The organism is Salmonella sp. 741265055_HSA (assembly GCF_046569525.1).
GTDB lineage: Bacteria > Pseudomonadota > Gammaproteobacteria > Enterobacterales > Enterobacteriaceae > Salmonella > Salmonella enterica.
In genome coordinates, this window is sequence record NZ_JBKFSQ010000055.1 from 1 (window position 1) to 18,081 (window position 18,081).

Genomic DNA, 18,081 nt, shown 5'->3' on the forward strand with positions numbered 1-18,081 from the left:
GAATCCGTATCTTCGAGTGCCCACACAGATTGTCTGATAAATTGTTAAAGAGCAGGTGCGACGCGGCTTTCAGCTCACCGTCGCGAGGTGGCGTATATTACGCTTTCCTCTTTCAGAGTCAACCCTGAATTTCAGGATTTTTCTCTTCAACCGACCGGCTGTTTGTGTGAAGTGATTCACATCCGCCGTGTCGATGGAGGCGCATTATAGGGAGTTCTCTGCTGACCGCAATAGAAAAATTGCAGAAAAATGACTGTTTGCTGCATTCCCCAGCAAAACCCTTGGTTATACCCATTTACGCACAGACTTATCCACAAAATGCGCGTTCATTTCCTGGATCTTCTCACTCTGCAAACGATCTTCAGGGATAAAAGCGGGTCCAGAATTTAAAAAGAAAAATTCGCGAGCGTTGCGCAAACGTTTTCGTTACAATGTCGCCGCAAAATGAGAATGCCCCATAAGGGGCGTTAGCTGAGTTTTTCACGAAAAATTCAGCTAACGCTCTCTGTAATCGTCAAATCCAGGGGATTTACCATGCAACAACGTCGTCCAGTCCGCCGCGCTCTGCTCAGTGTTTCTGACAAGGCCGGTATCATCGAATTTGCCCAGGCACTTTCCGCACGCGGTGTGGAGCTGCTGTCTACGGGGGGCACCGCCCGCCTGTTAGCAGAAAAAGGCCTGCCGGTGACCGAAGTTTCCGATTACACCGGTTTCCCGGAAATGATGGATGGACGCGTAAAGACCCTGCATCCAAAAGTCCACGGTGGCATCCTCGGTCGTCGCGGTCAGGACGATGCCATTATGGAGCAGCACCACATCGCCCCTATCGATATGGTGGTCGTTAACCTGTATCCGTTCGCCGAGACCGTGGCACGCGAAGGTTGCTCGCTGGAAGATGCAGTAGAGAACATCGATATCGGCGGCCCAACGATGGTTCGCTCCGCCGCGAAGAACCATAAAGACGTGGCCATCGTGGTAAAGAGCAGCGACTACGACGCGATTATTAAAGAGATGGATGCTAACGAGGGCTCTCTGACCCTCGACACCCGTTTCGATCTCGCGATTAAAGCCTTCGAACACACCGCCGCCTACGACAGCATGATCGCTAACTACTTCGGCAGCATGGTTCCGGCCTACCATGGTGAAAGCAAAGAAGCCGCCGGTCGCTTCCCGCGTACGCTGAATCTGAACTTCATTAAGAAGCAGGATATGCGCTATGGCGAGAACAGCCACCAGCAGGCTGCCTTCTATATAGAAGAGAATGTGAAAGAAGCGTCCGTTGCCACCGCACAACAGGTTCAGGGCAAAGCGCTTTCCTACAACAACATCGCCGATACCGACGCGGCGCTGGAGTGCGTGAAAGCGTTCAACGAGCCGGCCTGCGTAATTGTCAAGCACGCTAACCCGTGCGGCGTGGCGGTAAGTACCTCTATTCTCGACGCTTACGATCGCGCCTATAAAACCGACCCGACCTCCGCGTTCGGCGGCATTATCGCCTTCAACCGCGAGCTGGATGCTGAAACCGCGCAGGCCATCATCTCCCGCCAGTTCGTCGAAGTGATTATCGCCCCATCCGCTACCGAAGAAGCACTGAAGATCACCGCAGCTAAGCAGAACGTCCGTGTTCTGACCTGCGGCCAATGGGCAAGCCGCGTTCCGGGCCTGGATTTCAAACGCGTTAACGGTGGCCTGCTGGTTCAGGACAGGGATCTGGGTATGGTGAGTGAAGCTGAACTGCGCGTGGTGTCCAAACGCCAGCCGACCGAGCAAGAGCTGCGTGACGCGCTGTTCTGCTGGAAGGTGGCGAAGTTCGTGAAATCTAACGCCATTGTGTATGCCAAAGAGAACATGACCATCGGCATAGGCGCAGGCCAGATGAGCCGCGTGTACTCCGCGAAAATCGCCGGGATTAAAGCGGCTGACGAAGGTCTGGAAGTGAAAGGCTCCGCGATGGCCTCTGACGCCTTCTTCCCGTTCCGTGACGGTATTGATGCTGCTGCCGCCGTGGGCGTGAGCTGCGTTATCCAGCCTGGCGGTTCGATTCGCGACGAAGAGGTGATTGCCGCCGCCGACGAACACGGCATTGCGATGATCTTCACCGACATGCGCCACTTCCGCCATTAATTCAGGGAGCAGACGATGAAAGTTTTAGTCATTGGTAACGGCGGGCGCGAACACGCGCTGGCCTGGAAAGCCGCACAGTCGCCGCTGGTTGATACCGTTTTTGTCGCACCGGGTAATGCCGGTACCGCGCTGGAGCCCGCGTTGCAGAACGTGGCTATCGGCGTCACCGATATTCCGGCGCTGCTGAGCTTTGCCCAGAACGAGAAGATTGATCTGACCATCGTCGGCCCGGAAGCGCCGCTGGTGATTGGCGTGGTCGATGCGTTCCGCGCGGCGGGTCTGAAGATCTTTGGCCCAACCGAAGGGGCCGCGCAACTGGAAGGCTCCAAAGCGTTCACCAAAGATTTCCTCGCCCGTCACCAGATTCCGACGGCGGAATACCAGAATTTCACCGAGATTGAGCCTGCCCTGGCGTATCTGCGCGAGAAAGGCGCGCCGATCGTCATCAAGGCCGATGGTCTGGCTGCGGGTAAAGGCGTTATCGTGGCGATGACGCTCGAAGAAGCCGAAGCTGCCGTGCAGGACATGCTGGCAGGTAACGCCTTTGGCGATGCAGGCCACCGCATCGTGATTGAAGAGTTCCTCGACGGCGAAGAAGCGAGCTTTATCGTGATGGTCGACGGCGAGCACGTGCTGCCGATGGCCACCAGCCAGGACCACAAACGCGTCGGCAACGGTGATACCGGCCCGAACACCGGCGGGATGGGCGCTTACTCACCGGCTCCGGTGGTAACGGATGAAGTGCATCAGCGCACCATGGAACGCATCATTTGGCCAACCGTGAAAGGCATGGCTGCGGAAGGTAACACCTACACCGGCTTCCTGTACGCGGGTCTGATGATCGACAAGCAGGGCAATCCGAAGGTTATCGAGTTCAACTGCCGCTTCGGCGATCCGGAAACCCAGCCGATCATGCTACGCATGAAATCGGACCTGGTGGAGCTTTGCCTGGCCGCCTGCGACGGCAAGCTGGATGAGAAAACCTCCGAGTGGGACGAACGCGCTTCATTAGGCGTGGTGATCGCCGCGGGCGGTTATCCGGGCAGCTACAGCACCGGCGACGAGATCCACGGCCTGCCGCTGGAAGAAGTAGAAGACGGAAAAGTGTTCCATGCAGGTACTAAACTCGCCGATGACGACCGCGTGTTGACCAGCGGCGGTCGTGTACTGTGCGCCACCGCGCTGGGCCACACCGTGGCTGAGGCGCAGAAACGCGCTTACACCCTGATGACCGACATTCGCTGGGACGGCAGCTTCAGCCGTAACGACATCGGCTGGCGCGCCATCGAGCGTGAGCAAAACTAACGGCTGAGTTTAGCCAGCAGCGTTTTGCGCGTAATGCCCAATTGACGGGCGGCTTCCGTTTTGTTGCCGCCCGTTTTTTCCAGCGCCGCCAGAATCACCTCTTTTTCCACATCGACCAGCGGTTGGATCTCACCACTGTATTCCATTTTTATCGGCGTCGCGGCAATAGCGAGAGGCAATTCGCGTTCAGAAATGTATTCTCCCGTCAGCAACACCACCGACCGTTCGATAGCGTTTTCCAGCTCACGGATATTGCCCGGCCAGTCGTAGTGGATCAGCAGATCCATCGCCTGAGGCGTAAACCCCTTCACTGCTTTTCGGTTACGTTCGGCAAAACGCCGCAGAAAATGGTCTGCCAGTAGCGGAATATCTTCCCGACGCTGGCGCAAAGAAGGCATTTCAATCGCCACCACATTCAGGCGGTAATAGAGATCCTGGCGAAAGCGACCGGCACTCACCTCTTCCGCCAGGTCGCGGTGGGTAGCGGCAATTAACCGAACATCCACAGATATCGTCTGGTTACTTCCCACGCGTTGCACTTCGCGCTCCTGAATCGCCCGCAGCAAACGTACCTGCATTAACGGCGAGATATCGCCGATTTCATCAAGAAACAATGTCCCGCCGTCAGCTTCGACAAAGCGACCTTCCCGCCGTTTATCCGCCCCGGTAAACGCCCCTTTCTCGTGACCAAAAAGTTCGGACTCCAGCAGCGATTCATTAAGCGCCGCGCAGTTGAGCGTGACCAGCGGTTTATCGCTCCTGGCGCTACAGGCGTGTAGCGCCCGCGCCACCAGCTCTTTACCCGTGCCGGAGTCTCCGTGAATCAATACCGTGGCGTCTGATGGTGCGACCATCGCGATTTCATTGAGCAGCTTTTGCATCGCCGGACTGCTGCCAATCATGCCAAACTGCGCAGCCGACGCCGATGGCAGTTCAGCGCCCGTTTCCCGCGTATGCGCCAGCGCCTTTTCCAGCGTCTCCTGCAGACGGTCAAAATCCAGCGGCTTGATTAAGTAGTCCAGCGCCCCGGTTTTAAGCGCCTCAACGGCGGTTTCCACGCTGGAGAACGCTGTCATGATCAAGACCGGAATCGCCGGATTCAGCGCTTTAATCTCTTTCAGCGTTGTGATGCCGTCCATCTCCGCCATGCGTACATCACACAGCACTAAATCAAATACGCGTTCGCGCACCTGTTCCAGAGCCGCTCGCCCGCTATAGGCCAGAGCGACGTTATAGCCCCAGCCCCGAAGCAGCGCCTGTAAAATCGTGCAGTGGCTTACATCATCATCCACAACCAGAATATCGATTTTTCCGCGTATCACCCTTGTTAATCCTGTTGTCTCGCTATCACTGGCAACCAGATAGTAAAGACCGCGCCTTTACCCTCAATACTTTTCACCTTAATCGCGCCGCCATGCTGTTCGATGATATTTTGCACCACCGCCAGCCCCAGGCCTGTCCCGTCAGCTTTAGTCGTAAAATAAGGCGTAAAAATCGCCTCCAGCTGATCCGGAGCGATCCCTTTCCCACTATCGGTAACAGTGATGATAACGCGGTCGGTCCCACTGTCTTTTGCCTCTACGGTAATCGTTCCCTGGTGGCCAATCGCATGAATAGCGTTCAGGTACAGATTCAACAGCACCTGAGTCAGCCTGTCCGGGTCAGCCTGAATACGCTTAAGCGTCTCATTCGCCGTGAATCTCAACTGAATCTCTCTGTTTTGGGCATCCTGACTGACCAGATTCAGGGAGTGAGTAATAATATCATTGAGGTTAACCGCCTGGAGCGTCAGATGCGCGGGCTTTACCAGTTCGAGCAATTCGCTTACCACCCGGTTCAAACGGTCGGCCTCTTTGGCCATCACCTGCGCCAGTTCATGCGACTCGCCGCCGGCAGGCGTGCGCTCGGCAAAGTATTTCGCCAGCCCTTTGATGGACGAGAGCGGGTTACGAATTTCGTGCGCGACGCCCGCCGCCAGATGCCCCATCGCCACCAGCTTTTCTTTACGCTTCATTGTATCAAGCAGTTCTCTGTGCGAACGCTGATAACGCTGATGCCAAAAAAACGCCAGTAACGTTGCCAACAGCACCGTCGCTAACGCAGACAAAACAATCAGCGTATTACGCCACTCTCTTGCCTGGGTCGCGGTCAGCTCGCTGGCGTCAAAGGCAATAAAAATAATTTGTTTCGCTGGTTCGTCGTCATTGGCGCAACGCGCCATGCCGTGGCCCCTCATACCGAAAAGCGGCTGGAACTGGCGGTAAATTTCCAGCGCAGGTACCGTCTCGCCGTTAGCAGCAACGTCGACACGCCGCCAACGCTCCTGCGGCCCTGGGTTTAGTTGAGGCATTTCAGATGTGGAATAGAGCGATTTGCCCACCATGTCAGGGTTGCTATGAGTGATGATTACCCCCTGCGCATCGGTTACGGCGAACCACAACACGCCTGGCTGACCCGCCATCTCTTCCAGCAATGTCTGCTGCTGCGCGTGATGCATCCGCATACCCATACCTACTCGCGTGCCGGACTCCAGAGCGCGAATGAGTACATTTCCCTTTTCCAGCAGCGTCTGCCTGGCGGCAGCGCTCTCACGGCCATAGTCGCGAATGACCATAATGGAAAATAGCCCCACCAGAATGAAGATCGCCACAGGTAACAGCCGACTCAACCACGTTGCAGCGGCATCTTTATGTAATCGTATAAAACTCACAGGCTTCCCCGGCTCGTTTTTATTTTCCTTACTTAAGCAGAGATCATGCCATTCTTCGCTCCGCATAACCGCGCATTGTCGCACACCCTTTCGGATACGAGTGGGTAAAAATGACTCGCCAAGCGGATCATGCGAGTCATTTTTACTCGCTTTTTGCCGCCTGAAGCGGGTTAACTCGCTGCCCGAAAAGGAATAGTTACCTGGCACGGAAGATGCAAGAGAGAGGATAAGATGAGCAACAGGAGAACGCAAAATGAAACGGAACAATAAATCAGCTATCGCGCTAATCGCCCTCTCTCTTTTGGCCCTGAGCTCCGGTGCCGCCTTCGCCGGGCATCACTGGGGCAACAATGACGGTATGTGGCAACAGGGAGGTAGCCCGTTAACTACGGAACAGCAGGCGACGGCGCAGAAGATTTATGATGATTACTATACGCAGACCAGCGCGCTGCGCCAGCAACTGATATCCAAACGTTATGAATACAACGCGCTACTGACCGCCAGTTCGCCGGATACTGCGAAAATTAACGCGGTTGCCAAAGAGATGGAGTCATTAGGCCAGAAGTTAGATGAGCAACGCGTGAAACGGGATGTCGCGATGGCGCAGGCTGGCATACCACGCGGCGCAGGAATGGGCTATGGCGGTTGCGGCGGCTATGGCGGCGGTTATCATCGCGGCGGCGGTCACATGGGTATGGGAAACTGGTAAAGCATGTTTGCCGAATGGCGGCTTCGCCATTCGGTATTCCATCAAAAGCTTTTCGCTTGCGGCTGCCAGTGACAGAAATCTGAATTCGCCACCAGCAAAAGTTGCGATCCTTCCGGCGCCTCCAGCCATGCTACGCTCACCTCTACCGATGAGTGGTTCTGGCGGCGCTCAATGTGGCTTATTGCCCAGGAATCCAGATCCGGTTTCAGCGTTTCACCTTCACAGGTGGTGACCGTATGGTCGGCGTGCCAGCGTCCCTGGCGTAGTATGACCCGCCCCAGGCGCAAGGCGTCGCTGGTCTGACGGATTTGTTCGGCGCGATAGCGATACAAGGCAATCTGATCGTTGGAAAGCTGCTGCTTCTGCCCCCCGACTTCACGCTGCATAAAACTGAGTTCGCCATGAGCGTCGAAACGCGCGCGAATATGTTCTGGCGGTTTACTGTAAATATTGAGTTCAATAAGCGAAAGCGTATCACCCTGCCAACGATATTCACTGGTCGTCGTGCTGCCGCTATGCCACGGGCTAAAAACAGAAAGCAGATGGACTTCATCGTTCGTATCTTTACGCCAGATACGCACCGCGCCGTGATCGCCGGCAAAGCCGCTGGCAGTAAACGGAGGCGGTGAAGCGTTATGACTGCAGGCAGTCAGCAACAGCGCGCCGGAAAACAGAAACGCGCGACGCCAGACAGACAAAAGGGGCTGACGAGCCCCTTCGATAAAACTGTTCACAGCTACGCGTCTTACTTAACTGCGTCTTTCAGCGCTTTACCAGAAACAAACGCCGGTACGTTAGCGGCGGCGATTTTGATTTCTTTACCGGTCTGTGGGTTACGGCCAGTGCGCTCAGCACGGTGGTTCACTTTGAAGGTACCGAAACCAACCAGTTGTACAGCATCGCCTTCTTTCAGAGACTCAGTAATAGCAGCCAGAGTGGATTCCAGAGCAGCTTTAGCCTGGGTTTTGGACAGTTCTGCTTTGTCTGCAATTACATCAATCAGTTGAGTCTTGTTCATAAGTTATCCTTACAATGTGTTTATCGCTTGCTAAGCATCGAGTGCGACGGAAATGCCAGAAAAGCACTCTCCTGCATACACGCACCGATAGCCACTTTTTTTCGCCTCCCAAATGTAGACCAGACGGGGGGCATAAGGGAAGCCTTATGGCACGACAAATCAGACGTTAAATCACGTTTTCTGGTGTCATTGCTGAAAATTTATACCGATATTGCTCTCACCAGCCTCGCGCAGGTCTGCCCTGAGCCCTTTTATCAGTTCAATATCGCGTTCTTCGCAGTCGGCTAAAAGTCGGAATATTTCCCACTGAATATCCCATTCCTGTTCAACGGCAGGGTTCGTTTTGAGCTCCTCATCGGTCATTTCCCGACCAGCCTGAGTCATTTCCAACATCGCCACCGTAGTAATGGAAGTCTTACTAACCTCAATAGCGTGTTCCAGCGTTTCGCCGCTAAGACGAGAATGCATTAATTCACTTAATGCGACGCAGGCGTCAATCGCCGGGTAAACGCCGTACAGATCATAGTCGTCGGCTGCCGGAATTGCCTCTTCAAACTTCTCCAGTTGACTATCGAAATTGACCTTCGCATCTTTCACCGTCAGGGTTTCCCAGATCAGATCCAGAATGCGACGGTAGATCTGTCCGTCGCCGAATTCCGTCTGCTTGCAAAACATGGCGTAGTTCGGGTACATGCGCTCGCACAAGCAGGCCATAAAAGTAACGTGCTGCCAGCTTTCCAGCCGCTCCAGACGCAAATGAATCGGGTTTTGTAACATGATGGAATCTCGAATCGGAAATTAGCGGCAGTTTACCTGAATCAGCGCTGAATTTCTTGCCAACGAACAAACGCCGGACGCCCGGAAGCGACGGCATCCGCCCAGCGCGTCGGCTCCGGCAGGCGATACCCTTTCATACAGCGCTGTACCCACGCCAGCGCGCTGTCAGTACTGACCCGGTGCCCCGTCGCGATAAACAGCGGATTACAGCGCGCCTTGCTGCGCCATACCCACGCCAGTTGCTCGCCTTTATCCATTAAGGGACTAAGTGCGCCAGGTTCGGCGGAAAGCGGTTCAAATTTACCGCATAGCCGTTTTTTCGCCACGCCGATGGTCGGTACGTCCACCAACAGTCCAAAATGACTGGCGACGCCAAGCCGACGCGGATGCGAAATACCGTGACCGTCTACAAACAGCAAATCGGGCTTTTGCGAGAGCTGTTCCCACGCCGCCAGCAGCGCAGGATATTCACGAAAAGAGAGAAAGCCGGGGATATACGGCATAGTGGTGGCAATACGCGCCACCTTGTACTCTACCAGTTCAAGCGACGGATATTTCAGCAATACCATCGCCGCCCGCGTCACCTCGCCGCCCTGCTCAAAACCGACGTCCGCCCCGCCGATAAACGCTGGCGGATCTTTGTCCAACCGATCTTCGCGGCAAACCGATGAAGCAAGTTCTATCTGTTGAGCACGTAGCGACGCGAGATCCATACTAACTCCTTAGTTGTGATACTGCGCAGAAAGTCGGTGCACTGCCTCCACAAATGCGCCAGCATGTTCTGGCGGCACATCCTGATGGATGCCATGTCCAAGGTTAAAGACGTGCCCTTCTCCCTGACCGAAGCCAGCAAGTATAGTCGCTACTTCGTCTTCGATCCGTGCCGGCGGCGCATACAGCATGGACGGGTCCATATTGCCCTGCAGCGCCACTTTATGGCCAACGCGACGGCGCGCATCGGCGATATCTGTCGTCCAGTCGAGACCCAGCGCATCGCAGCCGGTTTCCGCCATCGCCTCCAGCCACTGACCGCCACCTTTAGTGAACAGCGTTACCGGCACGCGGCGACCGTCGTTTTCACGCAGCAGGCCATCGACGATTTTATGCATGTAGTAGAGGGAGAACTGCTGGTAATCGCGGCCAGTCAGCACGCCGCCCCAGGTGTCGAAAATCATCACCGACTGCGCGCCCGCTTTGATTTGCGCGTTGAGGTACAGCGTGACGCTTTTCGCCAACTTATCCAGCAGCAGATGCAACGCCTGCGGGTCAGCGTACATCATCTTTTTAATCACCGTGAAGGCTTTGCTACTGCCGCCTTCCACCATGTAAGTCGCCAGCGTCCACGGGCTGCCGGAGAAGCCGATCAGCGGAACCTCGCCTTTTAGTTCGCGGCGAATCGTACGCACCGCATTCATCACATAACCCAGTTCATCTTCCGGATCGGGAATAGGCAGCTTATCGACATCGGCTTTGCAGGTGACAGGAGCCGTAAAGCGCGGGCCTTCCCCGGCTTCAAAATAGAGCCCCAGGCCCATCGCGTCCGGAATCGTCAGGATATCCGAGAAAAGGATCGCCGCATCAAGCGGATAACGGCGCAGCGGCTGTAAAGTGACCTCGCAGGCCAGTTCGGCATTTTTGCACAGCGACATAAAATCGCCCGCCTGAGCGCGAGTGGCTTTGTACTCCGGTAGATAACGGCCCGCCTGGCGCATCATCCACACTGGCGTAACATCAACGGGCTGGCGCAGCAGCGCACGTAGATAACGATCGTTTTTGAGTTCGGTCATTTTTACATTCCTTTAGCGTTGATGCGCCCAGTGTAACATGTCAATCATATTCAGCCCGACACATTGCCACCGTATCTTCGATCAAACGGCGCGCGACGGTGCCCGGCGGCGGCAGTAGCGGCAGATCGTCATAACGATACCAATTTGCTTCCAACAGCTCTTTCGGGTCGATGACAATCTCGCCGCTGTCATACTCCGCCATAAACGCCGTCATCAGCGACTGCGGGAAAGGCCACGGCTGGGAAGTCACATAGCGCAGATTTTTCACCTTAATCCCGCTCTCCTCCATCACTTCGCGCGCGACCGCTTGCTCTAAGGTTTCGCCGACTTCAACAAACCCGGCCAGTACCGTATGCACGCCGTTGCGGTGGCGAACATGCCGGGCAAGTAGAATAGAATCCTCACGGCGAATGGCAACAATAATGCAGGGGGCGATTTGCGGGTAGTAACGCTCGCGACAATGGCTGCACAGCATCGCCCATTCGGTTTTACTCGGGTGCATAGGATGCCCACAATAGCCGCAAAATTTATGCGACCGATAAAACTCCGCCAACTGTACGCCACGTCCCGCCAGTTGGAACAGCCCTGCATCCTGATCGATAACCTGGCGAACCGATCCCATATCATGGCGTCGATGCTGTAACACCAGCCAGACGGGCTCGCCTTGCCATTCACCTATCCGGAGTGCGCGCTGCCCCACAAGATCGAAATTTGCCGCCAGCCCGTGTGGTAATTCCCCATACGGCAACCATAATTTTTGTTCATGGCTGACGATCCACCAGCCACTCTCTAATTTTTCAATTATACGATCCATAGCTCTTGCACTACCTTTGCTTCACTGGCATTTTGTTAACATTATTTTTACATTCATGGCGAGCAGCCTTTATCTAACTTGCGGAGACAATCATGCTAAACCAGCTGGAAACCCTGACGGAGCGCGTTGGCGGAAGCAACAAACTGGTCGATCGCTGGCTGGATGTACGTAAGCACCTGCTCGTGGCTTACTACAATTTGGTTGGCATTAAGCCTGGCAAAGAATCGTACATGCGGCTGAATGAAAAAGCGCTGGATGATTTTTGTCAGAGCCTGGTCGATTACCTTTCCGCCGGGCACTTCAGTATTTATGAACGTATTCTCCATAAATTGGAAGGAAACGGTCAGCTTTTACATGCGGCAAAAATCTGGCCGCTGCTGGAAGATAATACGCAGCGCATTATGGGTTATTACGACTCCAGCCTGGAAACTGCCATTGATCACGATAATTGTCTCGAATTTCAACAAGCACTGTCAGATATCGGCGAAGCGCTGGAAGCTCGCTTTGTGCTGGAAGATAAGCTGATTATGCTGGTCCTGGAGGCGGCGCATGGCAGTGCCAGGATCAAACGCCCTGCTTGAGTTCTGCGCGAGTAACGGGTAGTTTACTTCTGCCCCCTCTTCGGAGGGGCGGTTATCTTGTCGGAGTGCTAATTTTCCACAAAAGCGTTCGTGATGCGGCAAGTCGGTGAATCTCCAGGAGCTTACATAAGTAAGTGACTGGAGTGAGCGGACGAAGCCAACGAAGAGGCAGCGCGAAGGATGAAGTGGAAAAGGCTGAGACCGTTAATTCGGGATCCGCGGAACCTGATCAGGTTAATACCTGCGAAGGGAACAAGAGTAATTCTGCTTTATGCTGCTGCCTTTACGGGCGGCGCACATCCATTACTCCATCCGTCGTCTGACAAGCCACGTCCTTAATTTTTTGGAATGAGCTATGTCTACAACAACGTTAACCCGCCGCGAGCAGCGCGCTAAAGCTCAGCATTTTATCGATACGCTGGAAGGCACCGCGTTTCCCAACTCGAAACGCATCTACGTGACCGGTTCGCAGCATGATATTCGCGTACCGATGCGCGAAATTCAACTTAGCCCGACGCTCATCGGCGGCAGTAAAGACAACCCGCAGTTTGAAGAGAACGAACCCGTGCCGGTGTACGACACCTCCGGTCCCTATGGCGATCCTGAGGTGGCGATTAACGTCCAGCAGGGTCTGGCGAAACTGCGCCAGCCGTGGATTGACGCACGTAACGATAGCGAAGAATTAGACGACCGTAGCTCGGCTTACACCAGAGAACGTCTGGCCGACGATGGCCTGAACGATCTGCGTTTTACCGGTCTGTTAACGCCAAAACGCGCCAAAGCCGGACACCGCGTGACGCAACTTCATTATGCCCGCCAGGGGATCGTCACTCCCGAAATGGAGTTCATCGCCATCCGTGAAAACATGGGCCGGGAGCGTATCCGCAGTGAAGTACTGCGCCACCAGCATCCGGGGATGAACTTTGGCGCGCGCCTGCCGGAAAACATTACGGCGGAATTCGTACGTGATGAAGTGACTGCGGGCCGCGCGATTATTCCTGCCAACATCAACCACCCGGAATCGGAGCCGATGATTATTGGCCGCAACTTCCTGGTCAAAGTGAATGCCAACATCGGCAACTCGGCAGTCACCTCCTCCATCGAAGAAGAGGTGGAGAAGCTGGTGTGGTCAACCCGCTGGGGCGCGGATACGGTAATGGATCTCTCCACCGGTCGCTATATTCACGAAACCCGTGAGTGGATCCTGCGTAACAGCCCGGTACCGATCGGTACTGTACCGATCTACCAGGCGCTGGAGAAGGTCAACGGGATCGCCGAAGATCTTACCTGGGAAGCGTTCCGCGACACGCTGCTGGAGCAGGCCGAACAGGGCGTCGACTACTTCACCATCCACGCGGGCGTGCTGCTGCGCTACGTGCCGATGACCGCCAAACGCCTGACCGGGATTGTCTCGCGCGGCGGTTCGATCATGGCGAAGTGGTGTCTCTCCCATCACAAAGAGAACTTCCTGTTCGAACATTTCCGCGAGATTTGCGAAATCTGCGCCGCCTACGACGTTTCCCTGTCGCTGGGCGACGGCCTGCGCCCCGGCTCCATTCAGGACGCCAACGACGAAGCGCAATTCTCCGAGCTGCATACGCTGGGCGAGCTGACCAAAATCGCCTGGGAATACGACGTGCAGGTGATGATTGAAGGCCCGGGCCACGTGCCGATGCATATGATTCAGCGCAACATGACCGAAGAGCTGGAGCACTGCCATGAAGCGCCGTTCTACACCTTAGGGCCGCTGACTACCGATATCGCGCCGGGCTATGACCACTTCACCTCCGGCATTGGCGCGGCGATGATCGGCTGGTTCGGCTGTGCGATGCTGTGTTACGTGACGCCGAAAGAACATCTCGGCCTGCCAAACAAAGAAGATGTGAAGCAGGGGCTGATCACCTACAAAATCGCCGCCCACGCCGCTGACTTAGCCAAAGGACATCCGGGCGCGCAGATCCGCGATAACGCCATGTCGAAAGCGCGCTTTGAATTCCGCTGGGAAGACCAGTTTAACCTCGCGCTCGACCCGTTCACCGCCCGCGCTTATCACGATGAAACCCTGCCACAGGAGTCCGGCAAGATTGCCCACTTCTGCTCCATGTGCGGGCCGAAATTCTGCTCGATGAAAATCAGCCAGGAAGTGCGTGATTACGCCGCCGCGCAAACCATTGAAGTGGGGATGGCGGATATGTCGGAAAACTTCCGCGCCAAAGGCGGCGAAATTTATCTCAAACGGGAGAAAGCCTGATGTATCAGCCTGATTTCCCGACCGTACCGTTTCGCCTCGGGCTTTACCCGGTGGTAGACAGCATGGAATGGATTGAGCGTCTACTGGAGGCGGGCGTGCGCACCATCCAGTTGCGTATCAAAGATAAGCGCGATGAAGAGGTGGAAGCCGACGTTATCGCCGCCATCGCACTGGGGCGTCGTTATGACGCCCGGCTGTTTATCAACGATTACTGGCGGCTGGCGATTAAGCACAACGCCTACGGCGTACATCTGGGCCAGGAAGATCTCGAAACCACCGACCTGAAGGCGATTCAGGCGGCGAGGCTACGCCTGGGGGTATCCACGCACGATGGTATGGAAATAGACATCGCGCTCGCCGCTAAGCCTTCTTATATCGCACTCGGCCACGTCTTCCCGACGCAAACCAAGCAGATGCCTTCCTCCCCGCAGGGGCTGGCGCAGCTGGCCAGTCATATTGAACGACTGGCGGATTACCCGACCGTCGCGATCGGCGGCATCAGCCTTGAACGCGCCCCGGCGGTAATAGCGACCGGCGTCGGCAGCGTGGCTGTGGTTAGCGCCATTACTCAGGCCGCCGACTGGCGCGCCGCTACCGCGCAATTACTGGCTATTGCGGGAGTTGGCGATGAATGACCGCGATTTTATGCGCTACAGCCGGCAGATCCTGCTCGGCGATATCGCGATTGAAGGCCAGCAAAAGTTGCTCAATAGCCATGTATTGATTGTCGGCTTAGGCGGGTTAGGTTCGCCCGCGGCGCTCTATCTGGCGGGCGCAGGCGTTGGCACGCTGACGCTGGCGGACGATGACGACATTCATCTGAGCAATTTGCAGCGCCAGATCCTGTTTACCACCGATGATATCGCGCGTTCAAAATCTCAGGTCGCCCAGCAGCGCCTGACGCAGCTCAACCCGGATATCGAACTGGTGTCGCTCCAACAGCGGCTGCAAGGCGAGGCGCTCCGGCAGGCGGTCGCGCGGGCCGACGTGGTGCTCGACTGTACCGATAACATGGCCACGCGCCAGGAAATTAACGCCGCCTGCGTCGCGCTCAATACCCCACTCATCACCGCCAGCGCCGTCGGCTTTGGCGGCCAGCTAATGGTCCTCACGCCACCGTGGGAACAAGGCTGTTACCGCTGCCTGTGGCCAGATGATGTCGAGCCTGAACGCAACTGCCGTACCGCCGGTATCGTCGGACCGGTTGTTGGCGTGATGGGCACCTTGCAGGCGCTGGAGGCGATTAAATTACTCAGCGGTATTGAGACGCCCAGCGGAGAGCTACGCCTCTTTGACGGTAAAACCAGCCAGTGGCGCAGCCTGGCGCTGCGTCGCGCCAGCGGCTGTCCGGTATGCGGAGGGCGATATGCAGATTCAGTTCAATGATGAACCGATGCAGTGCGCCGCAGGGCAAACCGTCAGTGAGCTGCTCACGCAACTCAATCAGCTTAAACCGGGCGCGGCGCTGGCGCTCAATCAGCAGATCCTGCCGCGCGAGCAGTGGCAGCAGCAAATCGTGCAGGAAGGCGACCAGATCCTGCTTTTTCAGGTTATTGCAGGAGGTTGATATGTTACGTATTGCCGACAAAACGTTTGATTCACATCTGTTCACCGGCACTGGAAAATTTGCTTCATCGCAGCTGATGGTCGAGGCGATTCGCGCCTCCGGCAGCCAGTTGGTGACGCTGGCGATGAAGCGCGTGGACCTGCGCCAGCATAACGATGCGATTCTGGCGCCGCTGATTGAAGCGGGCGTCACGCTGCTGCCCAATACCTCCGGGGCGAAAACCGCCGAAGAGGCGATCTTCGCCGCCCAACTGGCGCGTGAAGCGCTGGGCACCCACTGGCTGAAATTAGAAATCCACCCGGACGCCCGTTGGCTCTTGCCGGATCCGATCGAAACGCTAAAAGCCGCCGAGGCGCTGGTGAAGCAGGGTTTTGTGGTACTGCCTTACTGTGGCGCGGACCCGGTGTTGTGCAAGCGGCTGGAAGAGGTCGGCTGCGCGGCGGTAATGCCGCTCGGCGCGCCGATTGGTTCTAACCAGGGGCTGGAAACCAAAGCCATGCTGGAGATTATTATCCAGCAGTCCACCGTGCCGGTGGTGGTCGACGCCGGGATCGGCGTCCCCAGCCACGCGGCGCAGGCGCTGGAAATGGGCGCTGATGCGGTACTGGTCAACACGGCAATTGCTGTGGCCGACGATCCGGTGATGATGGCAACCGCTTTCCGTCTGGCTGTAGAAGCGGGAGTACTGGCGCGTCAGGCGGTGCCGGGTAATCGTAGCCCCTACGCCAGCGCCACCAGCCCGCTCACCGGATTTCTGGAGGCGTTAGCATGAAAACCTTCACCGACCGCTGGCGGCAGCTGGAGTGGGACGATATCCGCCTGCGCATCAACGGTAAAACCGCCGCCGACGTAGAGCGGGCTCTTAACGCTCCACAGCTAAGTCGTGACGACCTGATGGCGCTGCTCTCCCCCGCCGCCGCCGATTATCTGGAACCGATGGCGCAGCGGGCACAAAAGCTGACCCGACAACGCTTTGGCAATACCGTCAGCTTTTACGTGCCGCTTTATCTCTCAAACCTCTGTGCCAACGACTGTACCTACTGCGGTTTTTCGATGAGCAACCGCATTAAGCGTAAAACGCTGGATGAGGTGGATATTCAAAGGGAGTGCGATGCTATCCGTAAACTGGGCTTTGAGCATCTGTTGCTGGTGACTGGCGAACATCAGGCCAAAGTAGGAATGGACTATTTTCGCCGTCATTTACCCGCCATCCGCCGTCAATTTTCATCATTACAGATGGAAGTCCAGCCGCTGGCGACCGAGGAGTATGCCGAACTGAAAACGCTCGGACTTGATGGCGTGATGGTTTATCAGGAGACTTATCATGAGACAATCTATGCACAGCATCACCTGAAGGGAAAGAAACAGGACTTTTTCTGGCGGCTGGAAACGCCGGATCGGTTAGGCCGGGCAGGTATCGACAAAATCGGTCTTGGCGCGCTAATTGGTCTGTCGGACAACTGGCGGGTGGATTGCTATATGGTAGCTGAACATGTGCTGTGGATGCAGAAACAGTACTGGCAGAGTCGCTACTCTGTTTCCTTCCCGCGTCTGCGCCCGTGTACTGGCGGTGTGGAACCCGCATCTGTGATGGATGAAAAGCAACTGGTGCAAACGATTTGCGCTTTCCGGTTATTGGTGCCGGAAATTGAATTATCACTCTCCACCCGCGAATCGCCGTGGTTCCGTGACCATGTGATTCCTCTGGCAATCAACAACGTCAGCGCCTTCTCAAAAACCCAGCCCGGCGGCTACGCTGACGATCATCCTGAACTGGAGCAGTTTTCTCCCCACGATGCCCGTCGGCCTGAAACCGTAGCAAGCGCGTTAAGCGCGCAAGGGTTACAGCCCGTGTGGAAAGACTGGGACAGTTGGCTGGGGCGCGCTTCGCAAATGCGGTGAACCCGTATGTAAACGCATTAATATTTCACGAACGAGTACGTAATGTGAAAAATGGGAGATGGTTATCGATCTCCCGTTTTTTTATTTTGTCATCGTCAGCAACGGAAGCTGACCAGGGCAAATTAACCCTTCCTCATTTTTGCCCAGCCTTCTCCCCTTCATCAGTAACTGACGACCGAGGGCTGGCCACTGGATTATCGAAATAGCGGTGAACTTGAAGTTTTCGGGCAGCGTTCCTGACTGTAATTTCGCTGGCGCCCCCCTCTTCCAACCGTGTCTGCTGATCGTTTTTGTCCATAAAATGATGCCCCAGAACAACGGGAATCAGGGGCGAACCCATCAGGGAAAAATGTGTTGCGGCCGGACGCCGATGGTAACGTTACTTGATGGAAAACGCATCTGGGCTGAGAAAAATTTAAGCCAGATGTAATCTGACAGATATCTGTATAAATAACCGGTAACTGTGAGATCAGGTCTGAAATAATATACCCAAAATAATTCGAGTTGCTTAAAGGCGGCAAGGGAGTGAGTCCCCA

Annotated in this window: 18 protein-coding genes, 2 pseudogenes and 1 riboswitch; of the genes and pseudogenes, 11 read left to right on the plus strand and 9 right to left on the minus strand. The window is 55.7% G+C overall.

Going from position 1 to position 18,081, the window contains the following annotated elements; translation table 11 throughout:
- Positions 1–534: 534 nt before the first annotated feature.
- Positions 535–2,124 carry a bifunctional phosphoribosylaminoimidazolecarboxamide formyltransferase/IMP cyclohydrolase gene (gene purH, locus ACLD4K_RS20730; RefSeq protein WP_411012424.1) on the plus strand — a complete coding sequence of 530 codons (1,590 nt, stop codon included), beginning with the start codon at positions 535–537 and terminating at the stop codon, positions 2,122–2,124.
- Positions 2,125–2,139: 15 nt separating this feature from the next.
- A complete protein-coding gene (purD, locus tag ACLD4K_RS20735) occupies positions 2,140–3,429 on the plus strand; it encodes a phosphoribosylamine--glycine ligase (RefSeq protein WP_411012425.1) in 1,290 nt (429 codons plus the stop codon).
- On the opposite strand, the gene zraR is transcribed toward purD, so the two are convergent.
- The gene (gene zraR / locus ACLD4K_RS20740; protein ID WP_411012426.1) at positions 3,426–4,751 is read right to left on the minus strand and encodes a sigma-54-dependent response regulator transcription factor ZraR; all 1,326 of its coding nucleotides are present in this window, start codon (positions 4,749–4,751) and stop codon (positions 3,426–3,428) included. The genes purD and zraR overlap by 4 nt on opposite strands.
- Positions 4,752–4,756: 5 nt before the next feature.
- Positions 4,757–6,139, minus strand: coding sequence for a two-component system sensor histidine kinase ZraS (gene zraS, locus ACLD4K_RS20745; protein WP_411012427.1), 1,383 nt, complete (start codon positions 6,137–6,139; stop codon positions 4,757–4,759).
- A gap of 253 nt (positions 6,140–6,392) precedes the next feature.
- Between zraS and zraP the strand changes: the two genes are divergently transcribed.
- Positions 6,393–6,848, plus strand: coding sequence for a zinc resistance sensor/chaperone ZraP (gene zraP / locus ACLD4K_RS20750; protein ID WP_000828129.1), 456 nt, complete (start codon positions 6,393–6,395; stop codon positions 6,846–6,848).
- Positions 6,849–6,889: 41 nt separating this feature from the next.
- Here zraP and ACLD4K_RS20755 read toward each other — a convergent pair whose 3' ends face one another.
- From ACLD4K_RS20755 to nudC, 6 genes are all read right to left on the minus strand, one after another.
- Positions 6,890–7,582, minus strand: coding sequence for a DUF1481 domain-containing protein (locus ACLD4K_RS20755; RefSeq protein WP_001083930.1), 693 nt, complete (start codon positions 7,580–7,582; stop codon positions 6,890–6,892).
- Between the two features lie 11 nt (positions 7,583–7,593).
- The gene (hupA, locus tag ACLD4K_RS20760) at positions 7,594–7,866 is read right to left on the minus strand and encodes a nucleoid-associated protein HU-alpha (protein ID WP_001044509.1); all 273 of its coding nucleotides are present in this window, start codon (positions 7,864–7,866) and stop codon (positions 7,594–7,596) included.
- Positions 7,867–8,052: 186 nt separating this feature from the next.
- A complete protein-coding gene (locus ACLD4K_RS20765; protein WP_000940092.1) occupies positions 8,053–8,643 on the minus strand; it encodes a YjaG family protein in 591 nt (196 codons plus the stop codon).
- Between the two features lie 41 nt (positions 8,644–8,684).
- Positions 8,685–9,356 carry a deoxyribonuclease V gene (nfi, locus tag ACLD4K_RS20770; RefSeq protein ID WP_000362359.1) on the minus strand — a complete coding sequence of 224 codons (672 nt, stop codon included), beginning with the start codon at positions 9,354–9,356 and terminating at the stop codon, positions 8,685–8,687.
- A 9-nt stretch (positions 9,357–9,365) separates the two neighbouring features.
- On the minus strand, positions 9,366–10,430 hold the full coding sequence (gene hemE / locus ACLD4K_RS20775; protein ID WP_000137619.1) for a uroporphyrinogen decarboxylase: 1,065 nt from the start codon (positions 10,428–10,430) through the stop codon (positions 9,366–9,368).
- 40 nt (positions 10,431–10,470) lie between these two features.
- Complete coding sequence (nudC, locus tag ACLD4K_RS20780; RefSeq protein ID WP_000373960.1) at positions 10,471–11,244, minus strand: NAD(+) diphosphatase; 774 nt, start codon at positions 11,242–11,244, stop codon at positions 10,471–10,473.
- A 92-nt stretch (positions 11,245–11,336) separates the two neighbouring features.
- On the opposite strand from nudC, the gene rsd reads away from it, so the two are divergent.
- The 7 genes from rsd to thiH all read left to right on the plus strand — a co-directional run bounded on the left by rsd (position 11,337) and on the right by thiH (position 17,545).
- Positions 11,337–11,825, plus strand: a complete 489-nt coding sequence (gene rsd / locus ACLD4K_RS20785; RefSeq protein ID WP_411012428.1) for a sigma D regulator — start codon at positions 11,337–11,339, stop codon at positions 11,823–11,825.
- A gap of 51 nt (positions 11,826–11,876) precedes the next feature.
- Positions 11,877–12,094: riboswitch (TPP riboswitch) on the plus strand.
- Between the two features lie 86 nt (positions 12,095–12,180).
- A complete protein-coding gene (thiC, locus tag ACLD4K_RS20790; protein WP_411012429.1) occupies positions 12,181–14,076 on the plus strand; it encodes a phosphomethylpyrimidine synthase ThiC in 1,896 nt (631 codons plus the stop codon).
- The gene (gene thiE / locus ACLD4K_RS20795) at positions 14,076–14,711 is read left to right on the plus strand and encodes a thiamine phosphate synthase (protein WP_411012430.1); all 636 of its coding nucleotides are present in this window, start codon (positions 14,076–14,078) and stop codon (positions 14,709–14,711) included. The genes thiC and thiE overlap by 1 nt, the downstream gene beginning before the upstream one ends.
- Complete coding sequence (thiF, locus tag ACLD4K_RS20800) at positions 14,704–15,462, plus strand: thiazole biosynthesis adenylyltransferase ThiF (protein ID WP_411012431.1); 759 nt, start codon at positions 14,704–14,706, stop codon at positions 15,460–15,462. The genes thiE and thiF overlap by 8 nt, the downstream gene beginning before the upstream one ends.
- Positions 15,443–15,643 (plus strand): sulfur carrier protein ThiS, encoded by a 201-nt coding sequence (thiS, locus tag ACLD4K_RS20805; RefSeq protein ID WP_080213300.1) that lies wholly within the window; start codon positions 15,443–15,445, stop codon positions 15,641–15,643. The genes thiF and thiS overlap by 20 nt, the downstream gene beginning before the upstream one ends.
- Before the next feature lies 1 nt (position 15,644).
- A complete protein-coding gene (gene thiG, locus ACLD4K_RS20810) occupies positions 15,645–16,415 on the plus strand; it encodes a thiazole synthase (protein WP_021001003.1) in 771 nt (256 codons plus the stop codon).
- Positions 16,412–17,545 carry a 2-iminoacetate synthase ThiH gene (gene thiH / locus ACLD4K_RS20815; protein WP_411012432.1) on the plus strand — a complete coding sequence of 378 codons (1,134 nt, stop codon included), beginning with the start codon at positions 16,412–16,414 and terminating at the stop codon, positions 17,543–17,545. The genes thiG and thiH overlap by 4 nt, the downstream gene beginning before the upstream one ends.
- Before the next feature lie 153 nt (positions 17,546–17,698).
- On the opposite strand, the pseudogene ACLD4K_RS20820 reads toward thiH, so the two are convergent.
- Positions 17,699–17,885 (minus strand): annotated as a pseudogene (locus ACLD4K_RS20820) (hypothetical protein); the annotation flags it as partial.
- On the opposite strand from ACLD4K_RS20820, the pseudogene ACLD4K_RS20825 reads away from it, so the two are divergent.
- Positions 17,868–17,975 (plus strand): annotated as a pseudogene (locus tag ACLD4K_RS20825) (IS481 family transposase); the annotation flags it as partial. The pseudogenes ACLD4K_RS20820 and ACLD4K_RS20825 overlap by 18 nt on opposite strands.
- Positions 17,976–18,081 lie beyond the last annotated feature (106 nt).

What these genes read in the sequence shown, in the direction of transcription:
- purH (WP_411012424.1), top strand. Translation starts at nt 535, where the DNA reads ATGCAACAACGTCGTCCAGTCCGCCGCGCTCTGCTCAGTGTTTCTGAC.
- thiS (WP_080213300.1), top strand. Translation starts at nt 15,443, where the DNA reads ATGCAGATTCAGTTCAATGATGAACCGATGCAGTGCGCCGCAGGGCAA.
- nfi (WP_000362359.1), bottom strand. Translation starts at nt 9,356, where the DNA reads ATGGATCTCGCGTCGCTACGTGCTCAACAGATAGAACTTGCTTCATCG.
- thiF (WP_411012431.1), top strand. Translation starts at nt 14,704, where the DNA reads ATGAATGACCGCGATTTTATGCGCTACAGCCGGCAGATCCTGCTCGGC.
- thiH (WP_411012432.1), top strand. Translation starts at nt 16,412, where the DNA reads ATGAAAACCTTCACCGACCGCTGGCGGCAGCTGGAGTGGGACGATATC.
- hemE (WP_000137619.1), bottom strand. Translation starts at nt 10,430, where the DNA reads ATGACCGAACTCAAAAACGATCGTTATCTACGTGCGCTGCTGCGCCAG.
- rsd (WP_411012428.1), top strand. Translation starts at nt 11,337, where the DNA reads ATGCTAAACCAGCTGGAAACCCTGACGGAGCGCGTTGGCGGAAGCAAC.
- thiE (WP_411012430.1), top strand. Translation starts at nt 14,076, where the DNA reads ATGTATCAGCCTGATTTCCCGACCGTACCGTTTCGCCTCGGGCTTTAC.
- thiG (WP_021001003.1), top strand. Translation starts at nt 15,645, where the DNA reads ATGTTACGTATTGCCGACAAAACGTTTGATTCACATCTGTTCACCGGC.
- nudC (WP_000373960.1), bottom strand. Translation starts at nt 11,244, where the DNA reads ATGGATCGTATAATTGAAAAATTAGAGAGTGGCTGGTGGATCGTCAGC.
- purD (WP_411012425.1), top strand. Translation starts at nt 2,140, where the DNA reads ATGAAAGTTTTAGTCATTGGTAACGGCGGGCGCGAACACGCGCTGGCC.
- zraP (WP_000828129.1), top strand. Translation starts at nt 6,393, where the DNA reads ATGAAACGGAACAATAAATCAGCTATCGCGCTAATCGCCCTCTCTCTT.
- thiC (WP_411012429.1), top strand. Translation starts at nt 12,181, where the DNA reads ATGTCTACAACAACGTTAACCCGCCGCGAGCAGCGCGCTAAAGCTCAG.
- ACLD4K_RS20765 (WP_000940092.1), bottom strand. Translation starts at nt 8,643, where the DNA reads ATGTTACAAAACCCGATTCATTTGCGTCTGGAGCGGCTGGAAAGCTGG.
- hupA (WP_001044509.1), bottom strand. Translation starts at nt 7,866, where the DNA reads ATGAACAAGACTCAACTGATTGATGTAATTGCAGACAAAGCAGAACTG.